A 21,331-nucleotide genomic window follows, 5' to 3' on the forward strand; every position below is an offset into this window, starting at 1 on the left:
TGGCTGCACTGGCTTGCGCCGTGGCTGGCTGGAGCGGCGTCAACAGGCCGCCCAATTGCAACGTGAAATTTGTGGGTTCTATTATGGATGTATCAGCAGGGCGCAGTGCGCCGAAGCGTGCGATGGCTTCCTGATATAGAGAATAGTCCTGATAAGAGTATCACCGGCAATACCAATGAAAAGTAAACGAGGGCTAAACGGAGCTGCGTGTAGGCACGAATAATCAAAAATGGCACGAATTGTCTGCGGAATGGCGAGTTTTTATCTCATTGAATTTTAATAGAAATAAATATTGCGCTTATTATTGGCGTTATTTTATCCAGAGCGCAGGGTAAACCGGGGAAATAATGTTGCGGAGGGGAATTATTTCATTTGGGTTGGTAATAAATCGGGCCGCCAAATTTTGGTGGCCCGATTAATGATTAAGCGCCGTAAATGCAGTTTTTGCCTTTTTTCTTGGCCTGATACAACGCGCTGTCCGCCTCATTGATAAAGCTGATCGGCGTATCGTTATACATATGCGGCACTTTGGCGCAGATACCGATGCTGATGGTGACGATGCCGTGCGGATTACCCTGATGCGGAATTTTCAGATCGCGCACCGCGTTGATGACGCGTTCGGCGAAAATCAGTGCGCCCTGGACGTCGGTATCCGGCAGGATAATCCCCATCTCTTCGCCGCCGTAACGCGCCAGAACGTCGTTGCTGCGGCACGCCAACCCTTTGAGCGTTTGGCCGATCTGCTGCAGGCATTGGTCACCGGCGACGTGGCCATAGCTGTCGTTGTACTGTTTGAAATAGTCGATATCCAGCATCAGCAGCGCCACGCTGCGGTAGTTGCGCGAAGCCCGCGCTAACTCGTTCTTCAGCGCGATATCAAACTGGCGGCGGTTGGCCAGCCCGGTCAGGCCGTCCAGCAGCGCCAGCTCTTCGAGCATCTGGTTGATGCTGGTCAACTGATCGCGGGTACGCATCAGCTCAGCTTCGGTTTGCATGCTGTGCTTGATTTGCCGCAGCAGCACCATGCCCATCGCCAACAGGATCACCAGCAGCGAGAGGCCGCCGGCGGCGAACAGCCCGGCGTCGGTGCGCCAGTCCGCCAGCGCGTCGCGTTTCGACAGCCCGGCGGCGATCACCAGCGGAAAGCGGTTGACCCGCGAATAGCCGTAGATGCGCTCTACTTTATCGTACAGCGAGGTGATGGTGGCGTTACCGAATTCCGAATGCGGCAAAATTTCGCTGAACAGCACGCCCTTGGCGATGTTTTTACCGATCGACGCCGCCGAGTAAGGGCGGCGGTAAAGGATGGTGCCGTCCGCCAGCAGCAGGTTCAGTGAGGCGTCGGTGTTGAGGGCGAAGCTGTCGTAAAACTGGCGGAAATAATCGATGTACAGCGTCGCCAACACCACGCCGCCAAAGCTGCCGTCCGGGTTGTTGAAACGCCGCGAAACGGGAATGATCAGATCGCCGGTGGTGCGGCTGCGGATCACCTTGCCGATGTACAGGCCGCCGTCGTCGCGGTTTTGATGGTATATGAAGTAATCGCGATCGGCGTTGTTGGCGTTCTTGATGAATTTGCCCGAGGAGGTCGCCAGCCAGCGGCCGCGCGCATCGTAGAGAAACAGCCCATGCAGCTGCGGCAGGTTGCCGACCTGCGTTTGCATCACCCGCTGCAGCCGGGTCAATTGCGAGGGCCCCAATCCGTCGTTCTGGAGACGTTCGGTCAGATCGAGCAGATTGCCGTCCACCTGCATGAAAGTATCGTCGGCATGCTGCGCCAGCGAGCGGGCGAGGTTGGCGGATTCATGCTCGGCGCTGCGCAGATCGCGCTGGTGTGCGTTCCAGATTTGCCAGCTGTTAAAGAGGATCAGCGTGGCGGCAACGATGATGACAAACACGCCGGCCTGAAATAATAATGGGGAGCTTTTAACGCTGCGCGCCGGCACGGCATCCTGTATGGGTTGCTGCTGAGTCATGTCACCCTTGTTGTGTGATTACTATTCAGTTTGAGTTAAGAGCAATCTTATATTTTATGCATAAATGCGCCAGACCTCTAGCCTTTAACGAGGCGATAAGGCGAAAGGTCGATCGCAGCCCGCATCAGCGGCGCTGTGAGCACCTCGGAGTGAAAGAGCAATGTCTGATTACATCATTATCGCTTTACTGACGCTGGCGGTGTATTACCCCCTTACGCTGGGAACGCTGGCGGTGATGATGTATTTCGCCTGGCGCCGCCGCCGGTCGCCCTATTGGCGGTTGGGATTGGCGCTGTTGGCGCTGCTGTTCGCGCTGTTCGCCAAAGCGGCGTATGACTGGCACCGCTACAGCTAGCGGCGCCATGCGGGGTTATTCGACGTTGATCATCCAGTTGACGCCGAATTTGTCGGTCAGCATGCCAAAACCTTTGGCCCAGAAGGTAGCTTGGTAAGGCATCGTCACCTGGCCGCCCTGCGCCAGATTGTCGAACAGTTTGCGTCCTTGTTCCGCATCGCTGGGGTTCAGCGACAGCGAGAAACCTTTGTGGGAAGCACCGCCGCTGTCATCTTGCGGACAGCCGTCGGAGGCCATCAGTACGCCGTCGCCGATCAGCAGGCGCGCATGCATGATCGCTTCAGGATTGACGTCCTCCGGCCCGCCTTGGCGGGCTTCTTCGGGCATGTCTTTGAAGCGCATGACCATTTCAATTTTGGCATTCAACTGCTGTACATAGAAGTTAATCGCTTGCTCACAGTTGCCGCTGAAGAACAAATAGGGTTGTACCAGCATGACATTGACCTCGGTTGTGGCCCGACAGGCAACGACCGGCCCTCGGGCGGGAAGAAATGATTGCTGGCGGCAATAATTGCCGTCGGTGACTTATTAGTGTAGTCCCCCTGACGTAGAATGCTCGTGCGAGGTGAGCGCCTTCGCCGCCGGTAGGACGGGCAAAGGCGCGAACGCGGTTAATACAGCGACGGCTCGCCGGGTGGGCGGGTTTTAAAGCGGCGGTGCAACCACATGTATTGATCGGGCGCCAGCAGCACCTGTTCTTCCACCACGCGGTTCATCATGGCCGCCGCGCGCGTTTCATCATCCAGCGGGAAGTCCGTCAACGGCGGCTGCACGATCAGCTCATAGCCCTGAGCGTTTGGCAGGCGGCGCGGCACGAAAGGCACGATCGACGGCCGCCCCATGCGCGCCAGGATAAAGGTGCCGGTGGTCGTGGCGGCATTTTCCACGGCGAAGAACGGTGTGAATACGCTACTTTGCTGCCCATAATCGTGATCCGGCGCGTACCACAGGATTTCGCCCTGTTTCAGGTTGCGGATCATGCCTTTGATATCTTTACGATCGATCATGAATTTATTCGAGCGCAGCCGGCCGCGGGTCTGTACCCATTCCATCAGCTTGTTGTTGTGCGGGCGATGCACGCCGATGCCGGGGTTTTGCATGCCGAAAATGCGCGCGCCCAGTTCCAGCGTCAGGAAATGCAGACCGATCAGCAGAACGCCTTTGCCGTCCTGACGCGCCAACCGCATGTTTTCCATGCCGCTCACCTTGAACCAACGGGCGATGCGCCAGTCGGGCCAGAACCAGGCCATGCCGACTTCGAACAGCCCCATGCCGACGGACTCAAAATTTTTGACGATCAGCGCCTCGCGCTCGGCGGCGGGCATCGCGGGGAAGCAGAGTTCTAAATTGCGGCGCGCTATTTTTACCCGGCGTTTCATTAGGCGCATGGCTATTCTGCCAAGGCCGTGTCCGAGCCGATAAATGAGCGGGTAGGGCAGTAATACCAAGAGATAGAGTATTCCCAGTCCTATCCACAACAACCAATAACGAGGGCGCAAGAATTCGCGCTCAAAGCGTTGGTTAGAAAGCATTTTTCCTGTTATTCCTTTTCTTTCCCAATGGGACCTTAACCCAAATTTCCATAAGGAAGATGATAGAATATTTTGTGCTAAACAGGATTTTCCATTAATGCTTTTTTTACGCTTTATTTAAACGCAGGCGAAAAACGAAGCGAAATAGGATTTTTACCGAGGAAGGAGGGGATATTTTCCGCTATTTCAACCGGCTGGCGAAATTGAAAAATAAAGACACAATTAAGCGCATCGCAAAAGTGACAACGGCTATGTAACCTCAATGAAACAGTAACGCCGCGGAACCGTCCCAAGCGGCGGCCAGTGCGTACAGTAGCGCGAGGATCAGGACAACGGGGGCATTGAACATTGGCGTTTCCTCCGGGAGGATGTGTTTAAAGTTTAGCCTTGCAAGATGACACCGGGATGAAATCAGATCGTTTTTTGTATGGTGAAATTCAGACGGACGGAAATGGGTAAACCGCTGATTTTTTACTATAGTCATAGTGTGAAGTTGTGCGTTTGTCGCCGGACGCCTCCGCATTGAGCGGCAGCGGGCAGATTGCCCAGAGCAAGATCGCGGAGCGGACGGCGCCTGGCGCGAAACATGTGACGAAATTCTCAGAGAGTTGGTCTGTAAGGGTTTGACATGTCATATGAAAATGACGATCTAAACGGTGTTGAGCAACCGAGCGACTACGTGAAAAGCACCGCCTGCGAAGTGAGCAGCGGTGTAAAAGCAGCGCTCGAGCAATCATGTGCCTGCCTTAAGGATAACCCTTGGGCGGGGATAGGCGCCGGCGCCGTCGTGGGCCTGGTAATAGGATTTCTGTTAGGCAAAAGGTAATAGGGAGAGTAAAGATGGGCATCATTTCCTGGATCATTTTTGGTTTAATCGCCGGTATCCTGGCCAAGTGGATTATGCCGGGCAAAGACGGCGGCGGCTTTATTGTGACCGTTATATTGGGGATCGTGGGCGCCGTCGTCGGCGGCTATATCAGCACCTTCTTCGGTATGGGCCGCGTTGACGGTTTTAACCTGGGCAGCTTTGTGGTGGCGGTAATCGGTGCTCTGGTGGTGCTTTTTGTCTACAGGAAGATCAAAGGCTAAGCAGCCGTTGCTCAACAGGGTCGCCGCGGCGGCCCTTTTTCGTGAAATCAATCCGGCGGTGCGGCGCGGGCCGTACCCGCTGAAAGGGGAATATCATGGGTCTGTTCGATAGCGTATTGGGTAACATTCTGGGCGGCGGCGCCAACGGTGGTAAAGGTATCGACTACATCGCCATTATGCAGTGGATCGAGCAACAAGGCGGCCTGCAGGCCATTTTGGACAAGTTCCGTCAGGGGCAGTTCGGCGATATCGTCGGTTCCTGGCTCGGCAATGGCGAAAATCAGTCGATTACCGGCGACCATGTGCAGCAGGCGTTGGGTAGCGACGCCATCAACCAACTGGCTGAAAAGCTGGGCATCGATCCGGCACAGGCGTCCAGCACCATTGCGCAGTTCTTGCCAACGGTCGCGGATGCCGCCTCACCAAACGGTGAAGTTCAGCAAGACAGCAACGAGCTGGGCGATATGGTCGGTAAACTGTTCAAATAATGATTAGGCTCCCGGCGTCTGGCCGGGAGCCTTCACTCCGCTAATTCCCTCGATCGCCGTCAACGCCTGCTGCAGATGCGCCACCCAGGCGCGCACTTTCTCCGGAATAAAACGTAAGGCGGGATAGATCGCGTGCAGCGCCATGGGCGGGTAGCGGTATTCCGGCAAAACGGGCACCAGCGCCCCCGTCGCCAGCTGCTCGGCGATTAACGGCCGTTGGGCGCCGCCGATACCGGCTCCAGCCTCAATGGCGGCCAGCAGCGATAGCGTATTGTTGGCGCGGAACGTGGGCCGCACAGCAACCATCTCGGGGCCGTGCGGCCCGAACAGAGTGAGCGTATCGCCGTCGTTCAAACCGCTGTAACGAATGTGCGCATGTTTAGCCAGCTCCGCCGGTGAACGGGGCGTGCCATGTTTGTCCAGATAGGCCGGTGACGCCACCAGCAGGCGTTGCAGCTCGCCCAAACGTTTCGCCACCATGCCGGGCGCATGCAGTTCACCGAAACGCAGCGCTACGTCGATGCCTTCGCCGATCACGTCGGCGCGACGATCGTCCAGCAACAGCTCGATGGCGAGGCTCGGATGACGTTGCTGGAAAGCGATGGCCAGCGGCGTGACGTGCAACTGCCCGAACCCGGTCGGGGCATGAATGCGCAGATTGCCCTGTAACTGGTGGCGCTGGCCGCGCAGCGCTTCTTCCGCTTCGTCGACCGCCGCCAGAATCGGTTTGAGGCGCTGATAATAACTGCTGCCGGCATCGGTCAGGGTGACCGCCCGGGTACTGCGAAACAGCAGTTGGGCCCCGAGTTGTTGCTCCAGGCCGGCGATTTGCTGACTGACCGCCGGCTGCGTCAAACGCAGATCGCGAGCGGCGGCCGACAGGCTGCCCAGCTCCGCCACCCGCATAAAGGTTTTCATGGCGTTCAGCTTATCCATGTCGATCTTGCCTCTAGATTTTTCTTATAAGTGTTAGTGGAAAGTCTCTTCTACCGCAAGCATTGCTAATCAATGACACTCAGGGCATCGATAACCCGAGGAGTGACAAGATGAATGCAAAGCGGCAGGCATTGGTGATCGGCGCCAATGGCGTGATTGGGCGCCGATTGATTGAGGAACTGGCCGGACAGGGCTGGCAAGTGGTGGGGGTCTCGCGGCGGGGTGGGCAACCGGCGCCGGGGGTGCGCCACCTTCAGGTTGATCTGCTGGATGCAGCGGCGACGCGCGACGCGCTGCGGCCGCTGAGCGCGATTAGCCACGTTTTCTATGCCGCCTATCAGGATGCGCCGGACTGGGCGGGGCTGGTGGCGCCGAACCTGCAGATGCTGCAACACGTCGTCGAGGAGCTGGAGCCGGTCGCGCCGGCGTTGGAACATATCAGCCTGATGCAGGGCTATAAGGTGTATGGCGCGCATTTGGGGCCGTTTAAAACGCCGGCGCGCGAAAGCGACGCCGGGCATATGCCGCCGGAGTTTAACGTGGCGCAGCAGCAGTATCTGGTGCAGCGGCAGGCCGGCAAGCGCTGGCGTTGGAGCGCCATCCGTCCAAGCGTGGTGGGGGGCTTCTCCCTCGGCAATCCGATGAATCTGGCGTTAAGCATCGCGGTTTACGCCTCGATCAGCAAAGCGCTCGGGCTGCCGTTGCGCTTCCCGGGTAAACCGGGCGCTTACCACAGCCTGCTGGAAATGACCGACGCCGGGCTGTTGGCGCGCGCCACGCTGTGGGCGGCGACCGAGCCGGCGGCGGCCAATCAGGCGTTTAATATCAACAACGGCGATCTGTTTCGCTGGAGCGAGATGTGGCCGAAAATCGCCGCTTACTTTGGGCTGGAATGTGCGCCGCCGCTGCCGATGCCGCTGGAGAGCATGATGCCGGGCAAAGCGTCGCTGTGGCGGGAGTTGGTGCAGCGGCACCAATTGGCCGAACCGGACTATCGCGCGGTGGCCGGCTGGCGTTTCGCCGATTTCGTCTTTTCCTGGGACTATGACATGTTCGCGGATGGCAGCAAGGCGCGGCGCTTCGGTTTCCACCAGTTTGTCGAAACCGAAGCCATGTTTTTCTCGCTGTTCGATGAGTTCCGCCGCCGCCGCATCATTCCCTGAGTGCGGCATCGGTTTCCCCGCAGCACCGGCCGCGGGGAATAGGCTCAGAACGTCAGCATGATCTTGCCGATGTGCTCGCTGGACTCCATCAGCGTATGCGCGGCGGCGGCCTGCTCAAGCGGGAAGGTTTTGAAAATTTGCGGTTTCAGCACGCCGCGCTCCAGCAGCGGCCAAACCTTTTCGCGCAGATCGGCGGCAATCTGCGCTTTGTCCGCCACGCTGCGCGAGCGCAACGTCGACCCGGTATGGGTCAGGCGTTTCAGCAGCAGCGGCATCAGATTGAGCTCTTTCACCACGCCGTTTTGCGTGCCGATTTGCACGATGCGGCCTTCCATCGCTGCGGCCTGATAGTTTTTGGCGACATAATCGCCGGCGATCAGGTCGACGATGACGTCGGCGCCTTTACCGTTGGTGGCGTCTTTGGTGCGTGCGACAAAGTCTTCGCTGCGGTAATTAATCGCCACGTCGGCGCCCAGCGCCAGGCTGGCCTGACGTTTCTCTTCGGAGCCGACGGTGGTGATCACCTGGGCGCAGAAGGCCTTCGCCAGCATGGTGGCGACCGTGCCGATGCCGGAGGTGCCGCCATGGATCAACACGGTTTCGCCGGCTTTGAGATGACCGCGCTGGAACACGTTGACCCAGACGGTGAAGAAGGTTTCCGGCAGCGCGGCGGCTTCGGTCAGGCTCAGCCCCGCCGGCACCGGCAACGCATTGCTTTCATGCACGGTGCAGTATTCCGCATAGCCACCGCCGGCGATAAGGGCGCAAACCCGATCGCCGAGCGCGAAGTGGGTCACGCCTTCACCGATGGCCACCACTTCGCCGGCAATTTCCAGGCCGGGGATATCCGAGGCGCCGGGCGGCGGGGCATAGTTCCCCTGGCGCTGCAGCACGTCGGGGCGGTTAACGCCGGCGGCGGCGATTTTCACCAGCAGTTCGCCCGCTTGCGGAACGGGCACTGGGCGTTCGGTAACGACCAGAACGTCGGGAGCGCCCGGTTGGCTGATTTCAATCGCTTTCATCGTGCCGGGCAGCGCTGCATTTGTTGACATGGTTACTCTCCTCATCGTGGCGGACGTGATTATCAGGCGAAACGTCCGCAATAAAGTCTGCTGTTAGCTTAGCGAAATCGAATGAGGCGCGCGTGGTTGAATAGAGCGGTTTTGTGAGGAAGGGGCGAAGCCGCCGCGATGGGCGGCTGGGCATTAATCGTTAGGCGGGATGCGGAACCCTTTCAACGAGACGATGAAGTGTTCTTTTCCTTTGGAGATTTTGGCGCCTTTATCGCACCACAGGCTGGCAAGCTGGAAGAAGTCGTCGCTGCCGATATCGTAGGCCAGTTCGATTTTCTTGGCGGTGCCGGCGCGGATGAGTTTTTCTGCTTCCTGATGGTTTGCAGCTTTAATTATGGTCATGGGCGAAATCCTTGGTGTTAAGCCAGAGCGGATAAACGCGAATCATCATATGGCCATAATGTGACAATTTTGTGATGAAAGCATGACAGCCCGCGAAGGCGCGGCGTGCGATGTGCCGGGCCTTCGCGGTGAAAGCGCGTTGTCGGTTACCGATCGTGCGGGCGGACGAGTGTGCTTTTTTTCTGAGATTTTAAATGCTTGTAGAGGGCGAAGCCCGCAATGCCGGCCAAGACGGCCAGGAGGGCAAGGGATCCTGTGGCCATGAACGTTACCTCCGAATAAGAATGGCAAGGAGGCGTATTTGTGACATTCATCACTTTGTGGGGCAATGAGAGCAATCTGTAATCGGAAGACGCTTTGAGGGATAGGCCCCAAAAAAAAAGCGCCTATAGGGAGGCGCATAAAGATTTGCAACACAGCTTGTTGTGTTCAACACCAGGAGGAGTGGTGAACTGAGGCATATTCTATGCAGCGGCAAAGGAGGCTGATATAGGCATTACTCCGAAAGCGCCACTACCACTCATAGCCCAACTGAATGTTGTAATCGGGATCCTGATTGGTGGAATAAGGATCAGACTGGCGGCGGCGATCGGTTTTCTTCACCGGGCCTTCATACGCGGGATAAGGTTTGGCGCGCGGTTTGCTGCAGCCAGGATGATCGCACTCAATATCGACGCGAAAACCGCTTTTATCTCTCGCCTCTGTCCAAGCGATCGGCGGTTTTCCCGTTTTGGTGGCCGGCTCAGAGGGGGCAGGCGGCTTGGGCGCGGGAGCCATGCTGGGGTCGGGGGCTTGATAATTGAGCTCCAGTGCACTCTGCGGAGCGCTGTAAGCGGCAACGGCCAGCAGGGCGGCGGTACTGACAGCCGGTAATGTAAGCCATCTCGGCATGGTGAATCTCCCTGAATGATTTCGTCAGGCAACTATAAAACAGCAGAACGAGAATTACTATCATTTGCCTTGGGCGTTACGGGCGAGTCAGGCGGCGGCCCTATCGGCAGACAGGGTCAAATCCTGTGCGTTTAGCCGAGATTAGCGCCCCATTGCGGCGAAAAAGGTTGCTATTGCCGCTCGCTCATGAGTTAATGATGTCGGCCTGTGGTACAGACCTATTTATGCACGACATTTTGAGTAAAGTAGTTCAAATTTAAAGCGTTATCCCGGATAGCCCTTCTCTGACGAATTTCCTTTCCAGTGCCTCCATAAGTAACTGATGACCGGCTACCTCGCCCATGGCGGCTTACATTTATTATTGAAGGAAATTAGACATGTCTAACATGATCAAAGGTCAAGTGAAGTGGTTCAACGAAGCTAAAGGTTTTGGTTTCATCACCCCAGCAGACGGCAGCAAAGACGTATTCGTACACTTCTCTGCTATCCAGGATCAAGGCTTCAAGACCCTGGCTGAAGGCCAGAACGTACAGTTCTCTATCGAGAACGGTGCGAAAGGTCCATCTGCGGCTAACGTTACCGCTATCTAATTGGCGCCTGGCGCTGATTGAGAAAAACCCGCCGCGGCGGGTTTTTTTATGCCTGCAATTCAGCGGTGCGCAAAAAAAAAGCCCGCAAGTCTGCGGGCAAAAGTTCCTTGTTACTTCTTCATTTGCGAGCGCTTCTCTGGGGGGGAAACGCCTGAAGACAGGCTACGCGAGACCGGCTTAAGATTCTGCGGCCAAACCGTTAAGAAAGTGAAAATCCAGGCGGCTGCTACGCTGATAGCAGAGGCCGGCAGGGCTGGAGCGGTGTCCATCGCCTCCGGTTTTGTAATACACTGACGGCAATCGCAAATAATGGAGAAGGGTATGCAGGTTAACGATCGAGTGACGGTAAAAACAGACGGCGGTCCGCGGCGTGAAGGCGTCATTCTGGCCGTAGAGGTGTTCAACGAAGGCACCATGTACCTGGTTTCTCTTGACGACTATCCGGCGGGCGTCTGGTTTTTTAATGAAATCGACAGCCGTGACGGCACGTTTGTGGAGCCCTGTCGCGAGCACGGGCACTAACTTAGGCTAATCTCATTAATTTGCTAATGAAATTGTCCATTTTGAGATTATTTCATTGCGGTAGGATTTTTTTTATCGACGGCAAAAAAATACCCGTTGCGCTAGCGGGGGATAACGCAGCAGGTATTTTTTTGTGGTTCCAGCGGCTTCTATCCAGATGACATTATCACCGGGTATTTAACGGCTGGTAAAACAGAGCGGGGGCGTTCTCTGTGGTTCAGCGGCTATTGACGAATATTCCACTGGTCAATGTATCGGTCAAACGAACAACGTGATAAATGATCTGCTTGTTGTGCGTTTTTATTTTCCGCTTGATGTTTCCCTTGTGGGAAGAGACCGTTTTGGCCTTTATTTGCATCTGGTCTGATATCTGGATGGTGCCTTGACCGGACATCCACATGCGTAACATGTTTGATTCAGTCTGGCTCAGCGTTACCGGCGTTTGATCCAGAGAGGATTTCTCCGTACGCAGAGACGTTCTCTCGAGATAGTGACTAAGTAGCTGATTCATAGTCTCTGGCTTGATGGATTTTGACGATATGATGACGTTCTTGCGAACATATAAATAATCGTCGAAATGTACGTTGGTAATGGCCATGAAGATGAAGAATAACGTATCCGGGTGCAGTGAAATGACCCGTTTTATTCGCTCGGTGGCGTTTGCTTCGTGGATGAAGCAGTCCTCGTTAATAAACACCAGGCTCGGATTCAACTTGCTGCATTTTTCATGCAGGCTGTCAATGTCCTCGATGGCATTAATATGGCGCTTCTTCACGCCATGCGAAGTCAGATAGTCGGTTAACCCCAATCTGGTATAGCTACATGAATCCATGATAATCGTTGGCATATCGCACCCCCACTTAAATCCGTTTTACTGCGGTAATATGAGAAAAAGCCTAAAAAGCCGAAAGGCAAAATGGAGCAATAATTCAGTGTAGCGAGTGTTCTATCAATAAACACGGCGTCACTCAATGATATTTTCATACTAAACTTATTAATTGCATGAATCTATAAGTTTGGCTTAAGTCAGAGCGATCTGCTGCTCGTCCAGCTTCGGCATGTTGAGCCTGATCTGCGCTTGGCGCCCGTGCCTGTCTGCATTGCTTGCCGCGAATCTGTTCATCATGTCACGAAACAAAATTTTAGTTTGCTAGGAAAAGTCTTAAAAAAAATTCATGTGTCGTTTTTTTGACGTCTTTCAGCGCATTTTTTGAGTGAACAAAAAACGCTCTCTCTGATGTTTTTCGTTTTTTTTATTTAAAAATCATTAAGTTATGGTGTTTTTCTGCTTTCCATGCTAATGATTAGCACTTCTTTTTTTATCATAACGGCAAACGAAAGTTAACATTATGGCCGGAATGTGTAGCTTATTTGTTGCTATAAATCACCGTTTTACAATGAGTTATCTGGATATTTATTTTACATGAAATAGTTTTCGTGAATGTTTAACGGTGATTCAGTGATTTCTCTAAACTATCATCCTGCGGCCCGATCCGCAGGGGAGGAATGGCAGGTCGGAGTTGTCTCTGGCTCGCGTTGGTTTTAACTTGCCTCTCCACCTTTCAAAAACAGGATGTCGCGGTGAGACGGAATCAGTATGGGCAGCCGATAGGCGAAGCCCTCCCTCATTGGCAGCCGGCAGGCATGCCCGGGCACTCGCCGCTGCAAGGGCGGTTTTGCCGCCTCGAACCGCTTAACCTCGCGCGCTGGGGGGAGGCGCTTTATCAGGCTTATCAATCCGCCGAGGACGATCGCGACTGGACTTATCTGTTTTGGGAACGGCCGCAGTCGCGCGCAGATTTCCAGCGTTATCTTCAGGCTCAGGCGTCCAGCTCTGACAGAAACACGATGGTAGTGATCGATCAGTCAAACGGGTGCGCGGTGGGAAGCTGCGCTTTTTTGCGCATCGATCCTGCCAACGGCGTGGCCGAACTGGGCACCATCAACTGGTCGCCGCTGATGAAGCGCAGCGCGCTGGGCAGCGAGGCGATTTTCCTGATGCTGCGGCATCTGTTCGACGATCTTGGCTACCGGCGCTGCGAATGGAAATGCGATAGCCTCAATCTGCCTTCACGCCAGGCCGCCGAGCGCTTGGGTTTCCGCTATGAAGGCACGTTCCGCCAGGCCGTCGTCGTCAAAGGACGCACGCGCGACACCGACTGGCTGTCGATCGTCGACGGGGAATGGCCGGCGCGGCGCGCGGCGTTTGCCGCCTGGCTGTCGCCGAATAACATCGGCGATGACGGGCGGCAAGAACGGCGTTTGCAGGCCTTCCAACTCGGGTAATACGCCGCGCGCGCTAGGCCGTTTCCGCCAGGCAATGGCGCAGCGAGTCCAACGCCAGCCGGATGTCCTGTTCCTCCGTCATCCAGTTGACCAGCGCGGCGCGGATCCCCGGCTGATCGTTATAACGCGTAGGGGTGCAGCGCACCACGCCGTGCCGGCTCAGGCGCTCGAGAAAACGATCGCGCGCCGCCTCGCTGTCGCCCTGTGGATGGCTGAGTGCGAAGCACACCACGTTCAAATTCACCGGCGCCAGCAGTTGGAAACCGTCATCGGCTGCCAGCGCCGCCCCCAGCGCCTGCGCCAATCGGACGTTGCGCTCGACGATATCCCGTATGCCGCTGCGGCCATAGGCTTTCAGCGTCAGCCAAAGCGGCAGGGCGCGGAAGCGGCGCGAATTTTCCGGCGTCAGATGCAGATAGTTGTCTGGCCGCAATGTTGGTGCTTCCAGGTAGGCCGAATGGTTCTGAAATACCTGCATTTGCAGATCTAAATGGCGGGTAAATTGGATCGCGCTGTCATAAGGCACGTTCAGCCATTTGTGCGCGTCGACAGTGATGGAATCGGCATGCTGCCAGCCCTCAAGTCTTGGAGCGTAGAGCGGCGAGCAGGCCGCCACGCCGCCAAATGCCGCATCGACATGCAGCCAAAACGGATAACGCTCCCGCAGCGCCAGCAGGCGCGGCAGGTCGTCGAAAGCGACGGTGTTGACCGTACCGGCGCTGGCCAGTACCAACGTTGGCTGGCCGGCGCCGGCGGCGAGCTGCCGTTCCAGTGCTTCCATATCCATGGCTTCAGACTCCGGCAGGCTGGCGACGGTCGTCAGCGCCTCGCGGCCGATACCGAGCATGCTGAGCGCCTTCACGCTGCTGGAATGTGGATTGGCCGACAATACCCGGATGGAACCCAGCGCCGCCAGGCCCTGTTGGGCGATATCCACGCCGTGCTGTTGTCCCAGCCACTGCCGGCCAATGGCCAGCCCGGTGAAATTGGCCATGGTCGCGCCGCTGACCAGGCTGCCGCTGAACGTTTCCGGCAGGCCCAGCAGGGATTTCAACTGCGTCACGGCCGCCAGCTCGATCGTGGCTGCGATGGTATCATGGCTGAGCAAGCTATTTTGGTCTGTCACGCTAACCAGCCAGTCCGCTGCGACCGCCGCCGGGGTGCCGCCGCCGGTGACGAAGCCGAAATAACGCGGGCCGGCGCTGGCGGAAATGCCGGCCTGATAACGTTGCCAAAAGCGCTCCAGCGTCGCCAGGGCGCCTTCGCCGTTTTCATCTAGTCGATCGTCGCCCGGTTGCAGCTGCTGATGCTCGAGCGGCGGGCAGACCGAGCGTTGCTGCAGCCCGGTCAGGAAATCTTCCGCCAACTGGCGGGTGTGGTCGAGGATCTGCGGAAACTGCGCGAGATCCTGTTGTAAACGTGGGTGCATGGTGGCTCCGAAAGCGTCAGGGATGATGGGGTAAACATAGAACATTTGCCTGCCGGTCAAAATCGATGAAAAATAACCTTTTTGGATAGCCTGGTTAACCAATGATGAATGAACGCATTCCCCTGCATGTCTTGCCGACCTTTGCGATCGCCGCCAGGTTGGAAAATTTGCGCGCTACGGCGGAACAGGTGCATTTGACGCACGGTGCGGTCAGCCAGCAAATTCAGCTGCTGGAGCAGGCGGTCGGCTATCCGCTGTTTGAACGGCGCGGGCGCGGCGTGCGCCTGAATGCCGCCGGGAAAGAGATGCTGGCGGCGGTGGAACCGGCGCTGCAGGCGCTGCAGCAGGGCGTCGCCCGCGCCCGGCGTGCGGCGACAAGCCAGACGCTGCGCATCAGCGTGTTGCCGTCTTTTGCCCATTATTGGCTGTTGCCGCGTCTGCCTGCTTTTCATGAGGCCTGCGCCGATATTGCGCTGGATATCGATGCGTCGCTGGCGCTGCAGGATCTGTCGCAGCGAGGGTTCGATGCGGCGATCCGCATCGGCAGCGGTCAATGGGCGGGGCTGCAGGCGCAGCGCATCGCGTCGGGTGACGTGCTGCCTGTCGCTTCGCCGGATATGGCGCGAGAATGGGGGGCGGCGTTCGAGAACGGTGGCGATATTCCGTTGCTCGAGCACGACGTCAGTCCCTGGCGCGACTGGTTCAACGCGCAGGGGCGGCCGTTATGCGGGCGGCAACAGGCGTTGTTCAACGATGCCGGGTTGTTGATTCGCGCGGCGGAGCAAGGGTTTGGCATCGCGTTGGCGAAAAAGCTGCTGGTCCAGGATGCTCTCGACGCGGGGAGACTGGTGGCGTTGGCCGCGCCCCGTCGTCTGAGCGATGACGACGTTTATCTGGTGTGGCCGCAGACCGCCGGGTTGACGCCGGCGGTCACCCGCTTGCTGCAGTGGCTGCAGCAACAGTTGGCGGCGATTTAGCGGCGTAGCCATTCCGGTTGCGAGGTGCCGAGCGTAGTCGCCGGCAGCGCCCACTGCAGCGCCGTGCCCTGCAGGCTTAACGGGGCGCGCAGGCGTTGCGCGGCCCCCCAGTAAGTCAATTCCGTTTCCGGGTTCTCGTCGGCGGTTCCGGCTGGCGCCAGCGGTTCCGGCCGATAGTCTGCCGAACAGGGATGCGCCAGCAGCAACTGCGCCGTGCGCGCCAGCGACAGCCGCGCGTGGTAGCCGGTGCCGCGGCTCAGGCGCTGCGCCATACCGGTCAGCACCGCCGCCGCCATCAAATAGCCGGTGGCGTGATCCAGCGCCTGTACCGGCAACGGCACCGGCAAACTGGCGCTGCGCCAAACCATGCCCGCCTCCGCCAACCCGCAGCTCATCTGTACCAGGCTGTCGAAACCGCGCCGGGTGCGCCACGGCCCGCTCCAGCCGTAGGCATTCAGGCAGACGTCTATCAGGCCCGGCGCCAGCGCGCGTCTTTCCTCCGCGCCATAGCCCAACTTCTCCAGCGCACCGGCACGGTAGCCGTGCACGATCACGTCGGTGTTTCTCAGCAGATGTTCAAACGTATGGCGATCGTGCGCATTGGTCAGGTTGAGGCGCGCGCTGCGTTTGCCCAGCATGACTTCATGTTCAACGCCGGGCTCATCCCAACCGTAGGGATCGATGCGCAGCACGTCGGCGCCCAAACCGGCAAGAAAACGCGTGGCGATCGGCCCGGCGAGAATGCGCGTCAGGTCCAGCACCCGCACGCCGTGCAGCGGCCGGGCGACGGGTAGCGCCCAGCCCGGCGGTGGCGCTTCCGGCTGCAGTGAGGCGTGGATCAGCGGTTCGAGCGCCACGCTTTTGCCCTGAATATGTTGTCGCCACGCGGCCGCCGAGCGCATTTGGGCCGCGCAGCCGCCGGCCTCGATCACCGCTTCCTCCAGCTCGCTTTTTTTCCAGCCCAGCACGCGTTCCGCCAGCGTGCCTTTATCCGATGCCGAACCCAGCACCTGCTCCACCGCTCGCCGATGGTGCGGCGCATTGGTATGCAGGCGTATCCAGCCATCCGCCGTCGCATAGTCGCCGGCCAGTGCATCCCAGGCCGCAGGCAGCGTCCACCCCAGCGGACGCAGCGTCCAGCCGAACCAGAGCGAGGCCAGGCGTTGATCGATCCAGACCTGCGGCGCGTCGGCCGCCTCGCGGCGAAGCAACTCGGCGCAGGCCAAACCGGCGGCGCCCCAGGCGGCGGTAGCCAATTCGGTCACGGGAAACGCCGAAGGCAATGCGCCGGTGCCGCTTACGGTTAGCCGGTCGGCGGGGGCGGGGCGCTGCCCCAGGCTTTGCCAAATTTCGTCGAGCAGAGTGTGGATCAGAGGCGTCATCGGCCACTCCTTGCGGGTCGTCGGAAATATAGCCTAGCGTAGCCCACCGCCGGCGACCTTGCTAAGGCGCAACGTCGAACGTGCGGCCGTCGGCCAGTGTGGCGCGCAGGCTGTGGGCCGCGATGCCGGCGAAAGGCTGCGCGCTGAAATTGGCGGTCAGCGCTTTGTCCCACAGGGCCTGATGCAGCGGCCGGAAGGCGGCGTCGGCGCCCAATGTCGCCATCTTCTATTCGTGACATCGAAATATCATCGCCGTATTCCAGTTTATTTTTCGTTTAATAAATTAGCCTTTACTTCATTATCCGACGTCACTATACTCAGCCAAAATTTCGGTGGAGAAACCCAATTGGACAGTTGTAGTTGTAATAAAACAAATAAGGCAAGCTGACCAATTCTCTTCTGATTTGTTGCTTGCCGTTATCGGCGGGCAGCACCCCTCTCCAGTTATTTCTGAGCTGTGCATACCCGAGTAATAAACGTTTCCTGATGCCTGACGGTTTCAGGTGAATCGAGTTGGACGTTATTATGGTATTTTACAGCCACAGCCTTTTCCCTCCAGGCACGACACGCTGATTCGCTGATTTATTTTCAGCGCGCTTTCGCGTGTGCTAAACAGCACATGATTTTATCTCCTGCGGTTAATTAAGGGGACAGTCATGGCGATGACTCCTTTCGTTTTAAATTTATTGCTGGCAATGTGCCTGGGCGCGGTAATTGGCGCTGAGCGCCAGTGGCGCCAGCGCATGGCCGGCCTGCGCACCAATGCGCTGGTGGCGACCGGTGCGGCGGTCTTTATTCTCAGCTCCATGTCCACCGATCCGGCCAGCGCCGGCCGGGTGGCCGCGCAGATCGTATCCGGTATCGGTTTCCTCGGCGCCGGCGTTATCATGCGTGAAGGGCTGAACATTCGCGGCCTCAACACCGCCGCCACGCTGTGGTGTTCGGCGGGGATTGGCGTCCTGTGCGGCCTGGGCCAGCATTGGGATGCGGTGGTCGCTACGCTGGTGATCCTGTGCGCCAATATCCTGCTGCGCGAAGCCGCGCAGCGCATCAATCTGCAGCCGCATCAGCAGGCGACCGATCTGGAACTGTGCTACCGCATTCAGGTGACCTGCGGCGAGCAGGACGAAATTCTGGTGCGCACCCTGATCCTGCAGGCGCTGAACGGCGTCGCCTTGCGGCTGCAATCCTTGCGCAGCGCCGATATTTCCAGTCCGGGGCAATTGGAAGTGTGCGCGGAAATTACCGCCACCCCGGCCGCGCAAAAAGAAATCGAAGGTATTGTTTGCCGCGTCAGTCTGGAAAAAAGCGTGAGTGCCGTTCGCTGGCGCGTCGCGTCCGAATTACCGGTCTGAATAATAATATAAATATTGATTAACTTGATTATATGTTCGGTTTTATTCATGAGCACCTTGAATAACGTGGGGCATTAAGGAGGCGTTATGGACGATGACCCCGGAAGGGAAATGATTCTTGCGTGGCTGACAGGGTAATTCCGCCATTTAGTCACGCTAATTAAAAATTCCACTCTGCGCAGAGTCACCTGTTTATCGGGCGGGATATCCCTGTGCGTAGAACGAAAATAAGAGAATAGCGTTATGACTCAGATTAATGAAAGAATGCGTCGCCGTGATAAAGATGCGGCGGCCTACGCCATTGCGCAAGAGGCGACCAACAGCATCGCCCAAACGCTGGCGAACCTGAAGTGCAACCGCAACGGCTTGACCCAGGACGACGCCGATGAGCGGCTGGAGCAGTTCGGCGCCAACCAGGTCGCCCACGACAAGGCACCGCATGCCTTGATTCAGCTGATCAAGGCCTTCAACAACCCGTTTATCTTCGTACTGATGGTGCTGGCTGCGATCAGTTTCTTTACCGATTATTGGCTGCCGCGCCAGAACGGTGAAGAAACTGAACTCACCGGCGTCATTATCATTCTGACCATGGTCACGCTGAGCGGGCTGCTGCGTTTTTGGCAGGAATACCGCACCAACAAAGCGGCGGAAGCGTTGAAGTCGATGGTGCGCACCACCGCCACGGTGCTGCGCCGCAGCAGCTACAGCGCGCATCCGCTGACGCTGGAAGTGCCGATCCGTGAACTGGTGCCGGGGGATATCATTCAGCTCTCCGCTGGTGACATGGTGCCGGCCGACGTGCGTCTTATCGCCTCGCGCGATCTGTTCATCAGCCAGGCGATTTTGACCGGCGAAGCGATCCCTATCGAGAAATACGATGCCATGGGCAACGTGGCGCAGAAGTCGAGCGAAGGGGAAGTATCCAGCGAGAACGCGCTGCTTGAGCTGTCCAATATCTGCCTGATGGGCACCAACGTCGCCAGCGGCACCGCCACGGCGGTGGTGGTGGCGACCGGCGGGCGCACTTACTTCGGCTCGCTGGCCAAGTCGATCGTCGGTTCGCGGGCGCAAACCGCGTTCGATCGCGGGGTGAACAGCGTCAGCTGGCTGCTGATTCGCTTCATGCTGGTGATGGTGCCGGTAGTGTTGCTGATCAACGGTTTCACCAAAGGCGACTGGAGCGAGGCGGCGCTGTTCGCACTGGCGGTGGCGGTCGGCCTGACGCCGGAAATGTTGCCGATGATCGTCAGCTCCAACCTGGCGAAAGGGGCGATCGCCATGTCGCGCCGCAAGGTGGTGGTGAAGCGCCTGAACGCCATTCAGAACTTCGGCGCCATGGACGTGCTCTGCACCGACAAGACCGGCACGCTGACCCAGGATCGCATCATTCTCGAGCACCACATCGACGTCACTGGCGCCAGAGATAACGAGGTGCTGCACCTGGCCTGGCTGAACAGCTTCCATCAGAGCGGCATGAAGAACCTGATGGATCAGGCGGTGATCCGCTTTGGCCGCGGCAAACCGGGGATTGAAGCCTTGGGGCGTTTCAGCAAGGTGGATGAGCTGCCGTTCGATTTCGTGCGCCGCCGTTTGTCGATCGTGGTGGCGGACGAAAATGGCAAGCAGCAGCTGATCTGTAAGGGCGCGGTAGAGGAGATGCTGGAGATCGCCACTCACGTGCGCGAAGGCGACAAAACGCTGGAACTGGACGACGCGCGCCGTGCGGCGCTGCAGGCGTTGGCTCGCGAGTATAACGAAGACGGTTTCCGAGTGCTGGTGCTGGCGACGCGCGAACTGGATGCGCAGCGCCCGGCCGAACCGTTGAGCGTGGCCGACGAGCGCGACATGGTGGTGCAAGGGTTGCTGACTTTCCTCGATCCGCCGAAGGAGAGCGCGCAGCAGGCGATCGCCGCGCTGCAGGAAAACGGTGTGACGGTGAAGGTGTTGACCGGCGACAACCCGGTGATCACCTGTAAGATTTGCCGCGATGTCGGCCTGGAGCCGGGCGAGCCGCTCTCCGGGCTGCAGATTGAACAGATGGATGACGAAGAGCTGGCGCGCGAAGTGGAACAGCGTACGGTCTTCACCAAGCTGACGCCGCTGCAGAAATCGCGGGTGCTGAAAATGTTGCAGAGCAACGGCCATACCGTCGGCTTCCTCGGCGACGGCATCAACGATGCGCCGGCGCTGCGCGACGCCGACGTCGGCATCTCGGTCGACACCGGCACCGACATCGCCAAGGAATCGGCGGACATCATCCTGTTGGAAAAGAACCTGATGGTGCTGGAAGAGGGGGTGATCAAAGGGCGCGAAACCTTCGGCAATATCATCAAGTACCTGAACATGACCGCCAGCTCCAACTTCGGCAACGTGTTCTCGGTGCTGGTGGCGAGCGCTTTCATCCCGTTCCTGCCGATGCTGGCGATCCACCTGTTGATTCAAAACCTGATGTACGACATTTCCCAGCTGTCGCTGCCGTGGGACAAGATGGACAAAGAGTTCCTGCGCAAGCCGCGCAAGTGGGATGCCAAAAACATCGGGCGCTTTATGCTGTGGATTGGGCCGACCTCGTCGATCTTCGATATTACGACCTATGCGCTGATGTGGTACGTCTTCGCCGCCAACAGCGTAGAACACCAGGCGCTGTTCCAGTCCGGCTGGTTCATTGAGGGGCTGCTGTCGCAAACGCTGGTGGTGCATATGCTGCGCACCCAGAAGATCCCGTTCATTCAGAGCACCGCGGCGCTGCCGGTGTTGCTGACCACCGGGTTGGTGATGGCGCTCGGCATCTATATTCCGTTCTCGCCGCTCGGCGCCCTGGTTGGCCTGCAGCCGCTGCCGTGGGAATACTTCCCGTGGTTGGCCGCTACGCTGGTCAGCTACTGCGTGGTCGCCCAGTTGATGAAGCGTTTCTATATCCGCCGCTTCGGCGAGTGGCTGTAAGC

At 58.0% G+C, this 21,331-nt stretch carries 22 protein-coding genes; 11 read left to right on the forward strand and 11 right to left on the reverse strand.

Going from position 1 to position 21,331, the window contains the following annotated elements:
- Nucleotides 1-422 precede the first annotated feature (422 nt).
- Nucleotides 423-1,976, reverse strand: a complete 1,554-nt coding sequence (locus ADK28_RS10395; protein ID WP_033639975.1) for a sensor domain-containing diguanylate cyclase — start codon at nucleotides 1,974-1,976, stop codon at nucleotides 423-425.
- Nucleotides 1,977-2,136: 160 nt separating this feature from the next.
- On the opposite strand from ADK28_RS10395, the gene ADK28_RS10400 reads away from it, so the two are divergent.
- Nucleotides 2,137-2,331 carry a hypothetical protein gene (locus ADK28_RS10400; protein WP_016927199.1) on the forward strand — a complete coding sequence of 65 codons (195 nt, stop codon included), beginning with the start codon at nucleotides 2,137-2,139 and terminating at the stop codon, nucleotides 2,329-2,331.
- A 15-nt stretch (nucleotides 2,332-2,346) separates the two neighbouring features.
- Here the strand turns inward: ADK28_RS10400 and yjdN are convergent, their stop codons facing one another.
- Nucleotides 2,347-2,766, reverse strand: a complete 420-nt coding sequence (gene yjdN, locus ADK28_RS10405; protein ID WP_016927200.1) for a VOC family metalloprotein YjdN — start codon at nucleotides 2,764-2,766, stop codon at nucleotides 2,347-2,349.
- A gap of 176 nt (nucleotides 2,767-2,942) precedes the next feature.
- Nucleotides 2,943-3,863 carry a Kdo(2)-lipid IV(A) acyltransferase gene (locus ADK28_RS10410; RefSeq protein WP_048795621.1) on the reverse strand — a complete coding sequence of 307 codons (921 nt, stop codon included), beginning with the start codon at nucleotides 3,861-3,863 and terminating at the stop codon, nucleotides 2,943-2,945.
- A 628-nt stretch (nucleotides 3,864-4,491) separates the two neighbouring features.
- On the opposite strand from ADK28_RS10410, the gene ADK28_RS32960 reads away from it, so the two are divergent.
- From ADK28_RS32960 to ADK28_RS10420, 3 genes are all read left to right on the forward strand, one after another.
- Nucleotides 4,492-4,689 (forward strand): glycine zipper domain-containing protein, encoded by a 198-nt coding sequence (locus ADK28_RS32960; RefSeq protein WP_075202063.1) that lies wholly within the window; start codon nucleotides 4,492-4,494, stop codon nucleotides 4,687-4,689.
- Nucleotides 4,690-4,703: 14 nt separating this feature from the next.
- The gene (locus ADK28_RS10415; protein WP_004935146.1) at nucleotides 4,704-4,952 is read left to right on the forward strand and encodes a GlsB/YeaQ/YmgE family stress response membrane protein; all 249 of its coding nucleotides are present in this window, start codon (nucleotides 4,704-4,706) and stop codon (nucleotides 4,950-4,952) included.
- Between the two features lie 95 nt (nucleotides 4,953-5,047).
- The gene (locus ADK28_RS10420; protein WP_048795622.1) at nucleotides 5,048-5,440 is read left to right on the forward strand and encodes a YidB family protein; all 393 of its coding nucleotides are present in this window, start codon (nucleotides 5,048-5,050) and stop codon (nucleotides 5,438-5,440) included.
- Between the two features lie 3 nt (nucleotides 5,441-5,443).
- Here ADK28_RS10420 and ADK28_RS10425 read toward each other — a convergent pair whose 3' ends face one another.
- Nucleotides 5,444-6,376, reverse strand: a complete 933-nt coding sequence (locus ADK28_RS10425) for a LysR family transcriptional regulator (protein WP_048795623.1) — start codon at nucleotides 6,374-6,376, stop codon at nucleotides 5,444-5,446.
- 110 nt (nucleotides 6,377-6,486) lie between these two features.
- On the opposite strand from ADK28_RS10425, the gene ADK28_RS10430 reads away from it, so the two are divergent.
- On the forward strand, nucleotides 6,487-7,539 hold the full coding sequence (locus ADK28_RS10430) for an SDR family oxidoreductase (RefSeq protein ID WP_048795624.1): 1,053 nt from the start codon (nucleotides 6,487-6,489) through the stop codon (nucleotides 7,537-7,539).
- 44 nt (nucleotides 7,540-7,583) lie between these two features.
- On the opposite strand, the gene ADK28_RS10435 is transcribed toward ADK28_RS10430, so the two are convergent.
- The 3 genes from ADK28_RS10435 to ADK28_RS10445 form a co-directional block, all read right to left on the reverse strand.
- Nucleotides 7,584-8,591, reverse strand: coding sequence for an NAD(P)H-quinone oxidoreductase (locus tag ADK28_RS10435; protein ID WP_033639979.1), 1,008 nt, complete (start codon nucleotides 8,589-8,591; stop codon nucleotides 7,584-7,586).
- 153 nt (nucleotides 8,592-8,744) lie between these two features.
- Nucleotides 8,745-8,954 (reverse strand): hypothetical protein, encoded by a 210-nt coding sequence (locus tag ADK28_RS10440; RefSeq protein WP_004935132.1) that lies wholly within the window; start codon nucleotides 8,952-8,954, stop codon nucleotides 8,745-8,747.
- A gap of 513 nt (nucleotides 8,955-9,467) precedes the next feature.
- Nucleotides 9,468-9,845 carry a hypothetical protein gene (locus ADK28_RS10445; protein ID WP_048795625.1) on the reverse strand — a complete coding sequence of 126 codons (378 nt, stop codon included), beginning with the start codon at nucleotides 9,843-9,845 and terminating at the stop codon, nucleotides 9,468-9,470.
- Nucleotides 9,846-10,222: 377 nt separating this feature from the next.
- On the opposite strand from ADK28_RS10445, the gene cspE reads away from it, so the two are divergent.
- Nucleotides 10,223-10,435 carry a transcription antiterminator/RNA stability regulator CspE gene (cspE, locus tag ADK28_RS10450; RefSeq protein ID WP_004935122.1) on the forward strand — a complete coding sequence of 71 codons (213 nt, stop codon included), beginning with the start codon at nucleotides 10,223-10,225 and terminating at the stop codon, nucleotides 10,433-10,435.
- A gap of 321 nt (nucleotides 10,436-10,756) precedes the next feature.
- Nucleotides 10,757-10,957, forward strand: a complete 201-nt coding sequence (gene dsrB, locus ADK28_RS10455) for a protein DsrB (protein WP_033639981.1) — start codon at nucleotides 10,757-10,759, stop codon at nucleotides 10,955-10,957.
- A 217-nt stretch (nucleotides 10,958-11,174) separates the two neighbouring features.
- Here the strand turns inward: dsrB and rcsA are convergent, their stop codons facing one another.
- A complete protein-coding gene (gene rcsA / locus ADK28_RS10460; protein WP_004935115.1) occupies nucleotides 11,175-11,804 on the reverse strand; it encodes a transcriptional regulator RcsA in 630 nt (209 codons plus the stop codon).
- A gap of 797 nt (nucleotides 11,805-12,601) precedes the next feature.
- Here rcsA and ADK28_RS10465 point away from each other — a divergent pair.
- Entirely contained in the window at nucleotides 12,602-13,243 is a 642-nt protein-coding gene (locus tag ADK28_RS10465) for a GNAT family N-acetyltransferase (RefSeq protein ID WP_082172277.1), read from the forward strand.
- Between the two features lie 13 nt (nucleotides 13,244-13,256).
- Here the strand turns inward: ADK28_RS10465 and ADK28_RS10470 are convergent, their stop codons facing one another.
- On the reverse strand, nucleotides 13,257-14,672 hold the full coding sequence (locus ADK28_RS10470; RefSeq protein ID WP_048795633.1) for a pyridoxal phosphate-dependent decarboxylase family protein: 1,416 nt from the start codon (nucleotides 14,670-14,672) through the stop codon (nucleotides 13,257-13,259).
- Between the two features lie 101 nt (nucleotides 14,673-14,773).
- On the opposite strand from ADK28_RS10470, the gene ADK28_RS10475 reads away from it, so the two are divergent.
- Nucleotides 14,774-15,649, forward strand: coding sequence for a LysR substrate-binding domain-containing protein (locus tag ADK28_RS10475; protein ID WP_016927211.1), 876 nt, complete (start codon nucleotides 14,774-14,776; stop codon nucleotides 15,647-15,649).
- On the opposite strand, the gene ADK28_RS10480 is transcribed toward ADK28_RS10475, so the two are convergent.
- Both ADK28_RS10480 and ADK28_RS32465 read right to left on the reverse strand, forming a co-directional pair.
- Nucleotides 15,646-17,031 carry a CoA transferase gene (locus ADK28_RS10480; RefSeq protein WP_048795627.1) on the reverse strand — a complete coding sequence of 462 codons (1,386 nt, stop codon included), beginning with the start codon at nucleotides 17,029-17,031 and terminating at the stop codon, nucleotides 15,646-15,648. The genes ADK28_RS10475 and ADK28_RS10480 overlap by 4 nt on opposite strands.
- Nucleotides 17,032-17,092: 61 nt before the next feature.
- The gene (locus ADK28_RS32465) at nucleotides 17,093-17,254 is read right to left on the reverse strand and encodes a hypothetical protein (RefSeq protein WP_162883457.1); all 162 of its coding nucleotides are present in this window, start codon (nucleotides 17,252-17,254) and stop codon (nucleotides 17,093-17,095) included.
- 433 nt (nucleotides 17,255-17,687) lie between these two features.
- Between ADK28_RS32465 and ADK28_RS10485 the strand changes: the two genes are divergently transcribed.
- Together ADK28_RS10485 and mgtA are read left to right on the forward strand one after the other, a co-directional pair.
- The gene (locus ADK28_RS10485) at nucleotides 17,688-18,386 is read left to right on the forward strand and encodes an MgtC family protein (RefSeq protein ID WP_025303346.1); all 699 of its coding nucleotides are present in this window, start codon (nucleotides 17,688-17,690) and stop codon (nucleotides 18,384-18,386) included.
- A 243-nt stretch (nucleotides 18,387-18,629) separates the two neighbouring features.
- Nucleotides 18,630-21,329, forward strand: coding sequence for a magnesium-translocating P-type ATPase (mgtA, locus tag ADK28_RS10490; RefSeq protein WP_033639984.1), 2,700 nt, complete (start codon nucleotides 18,630-18,632; stop codon nucleotides 21,327-21,329).
- Nucleotides 21,330-21,331: the final 2 nt, after the last annotated feature.

This window comes from Serratia sp. 506_PEND (assembly GCF_001076875.1).
Lineage (GTDB): Bacteria > Pseudomonadota > Gammaproteobacteria > Enterobacterales > Enterobacteriaceae > Serratia > Serratia marcescens.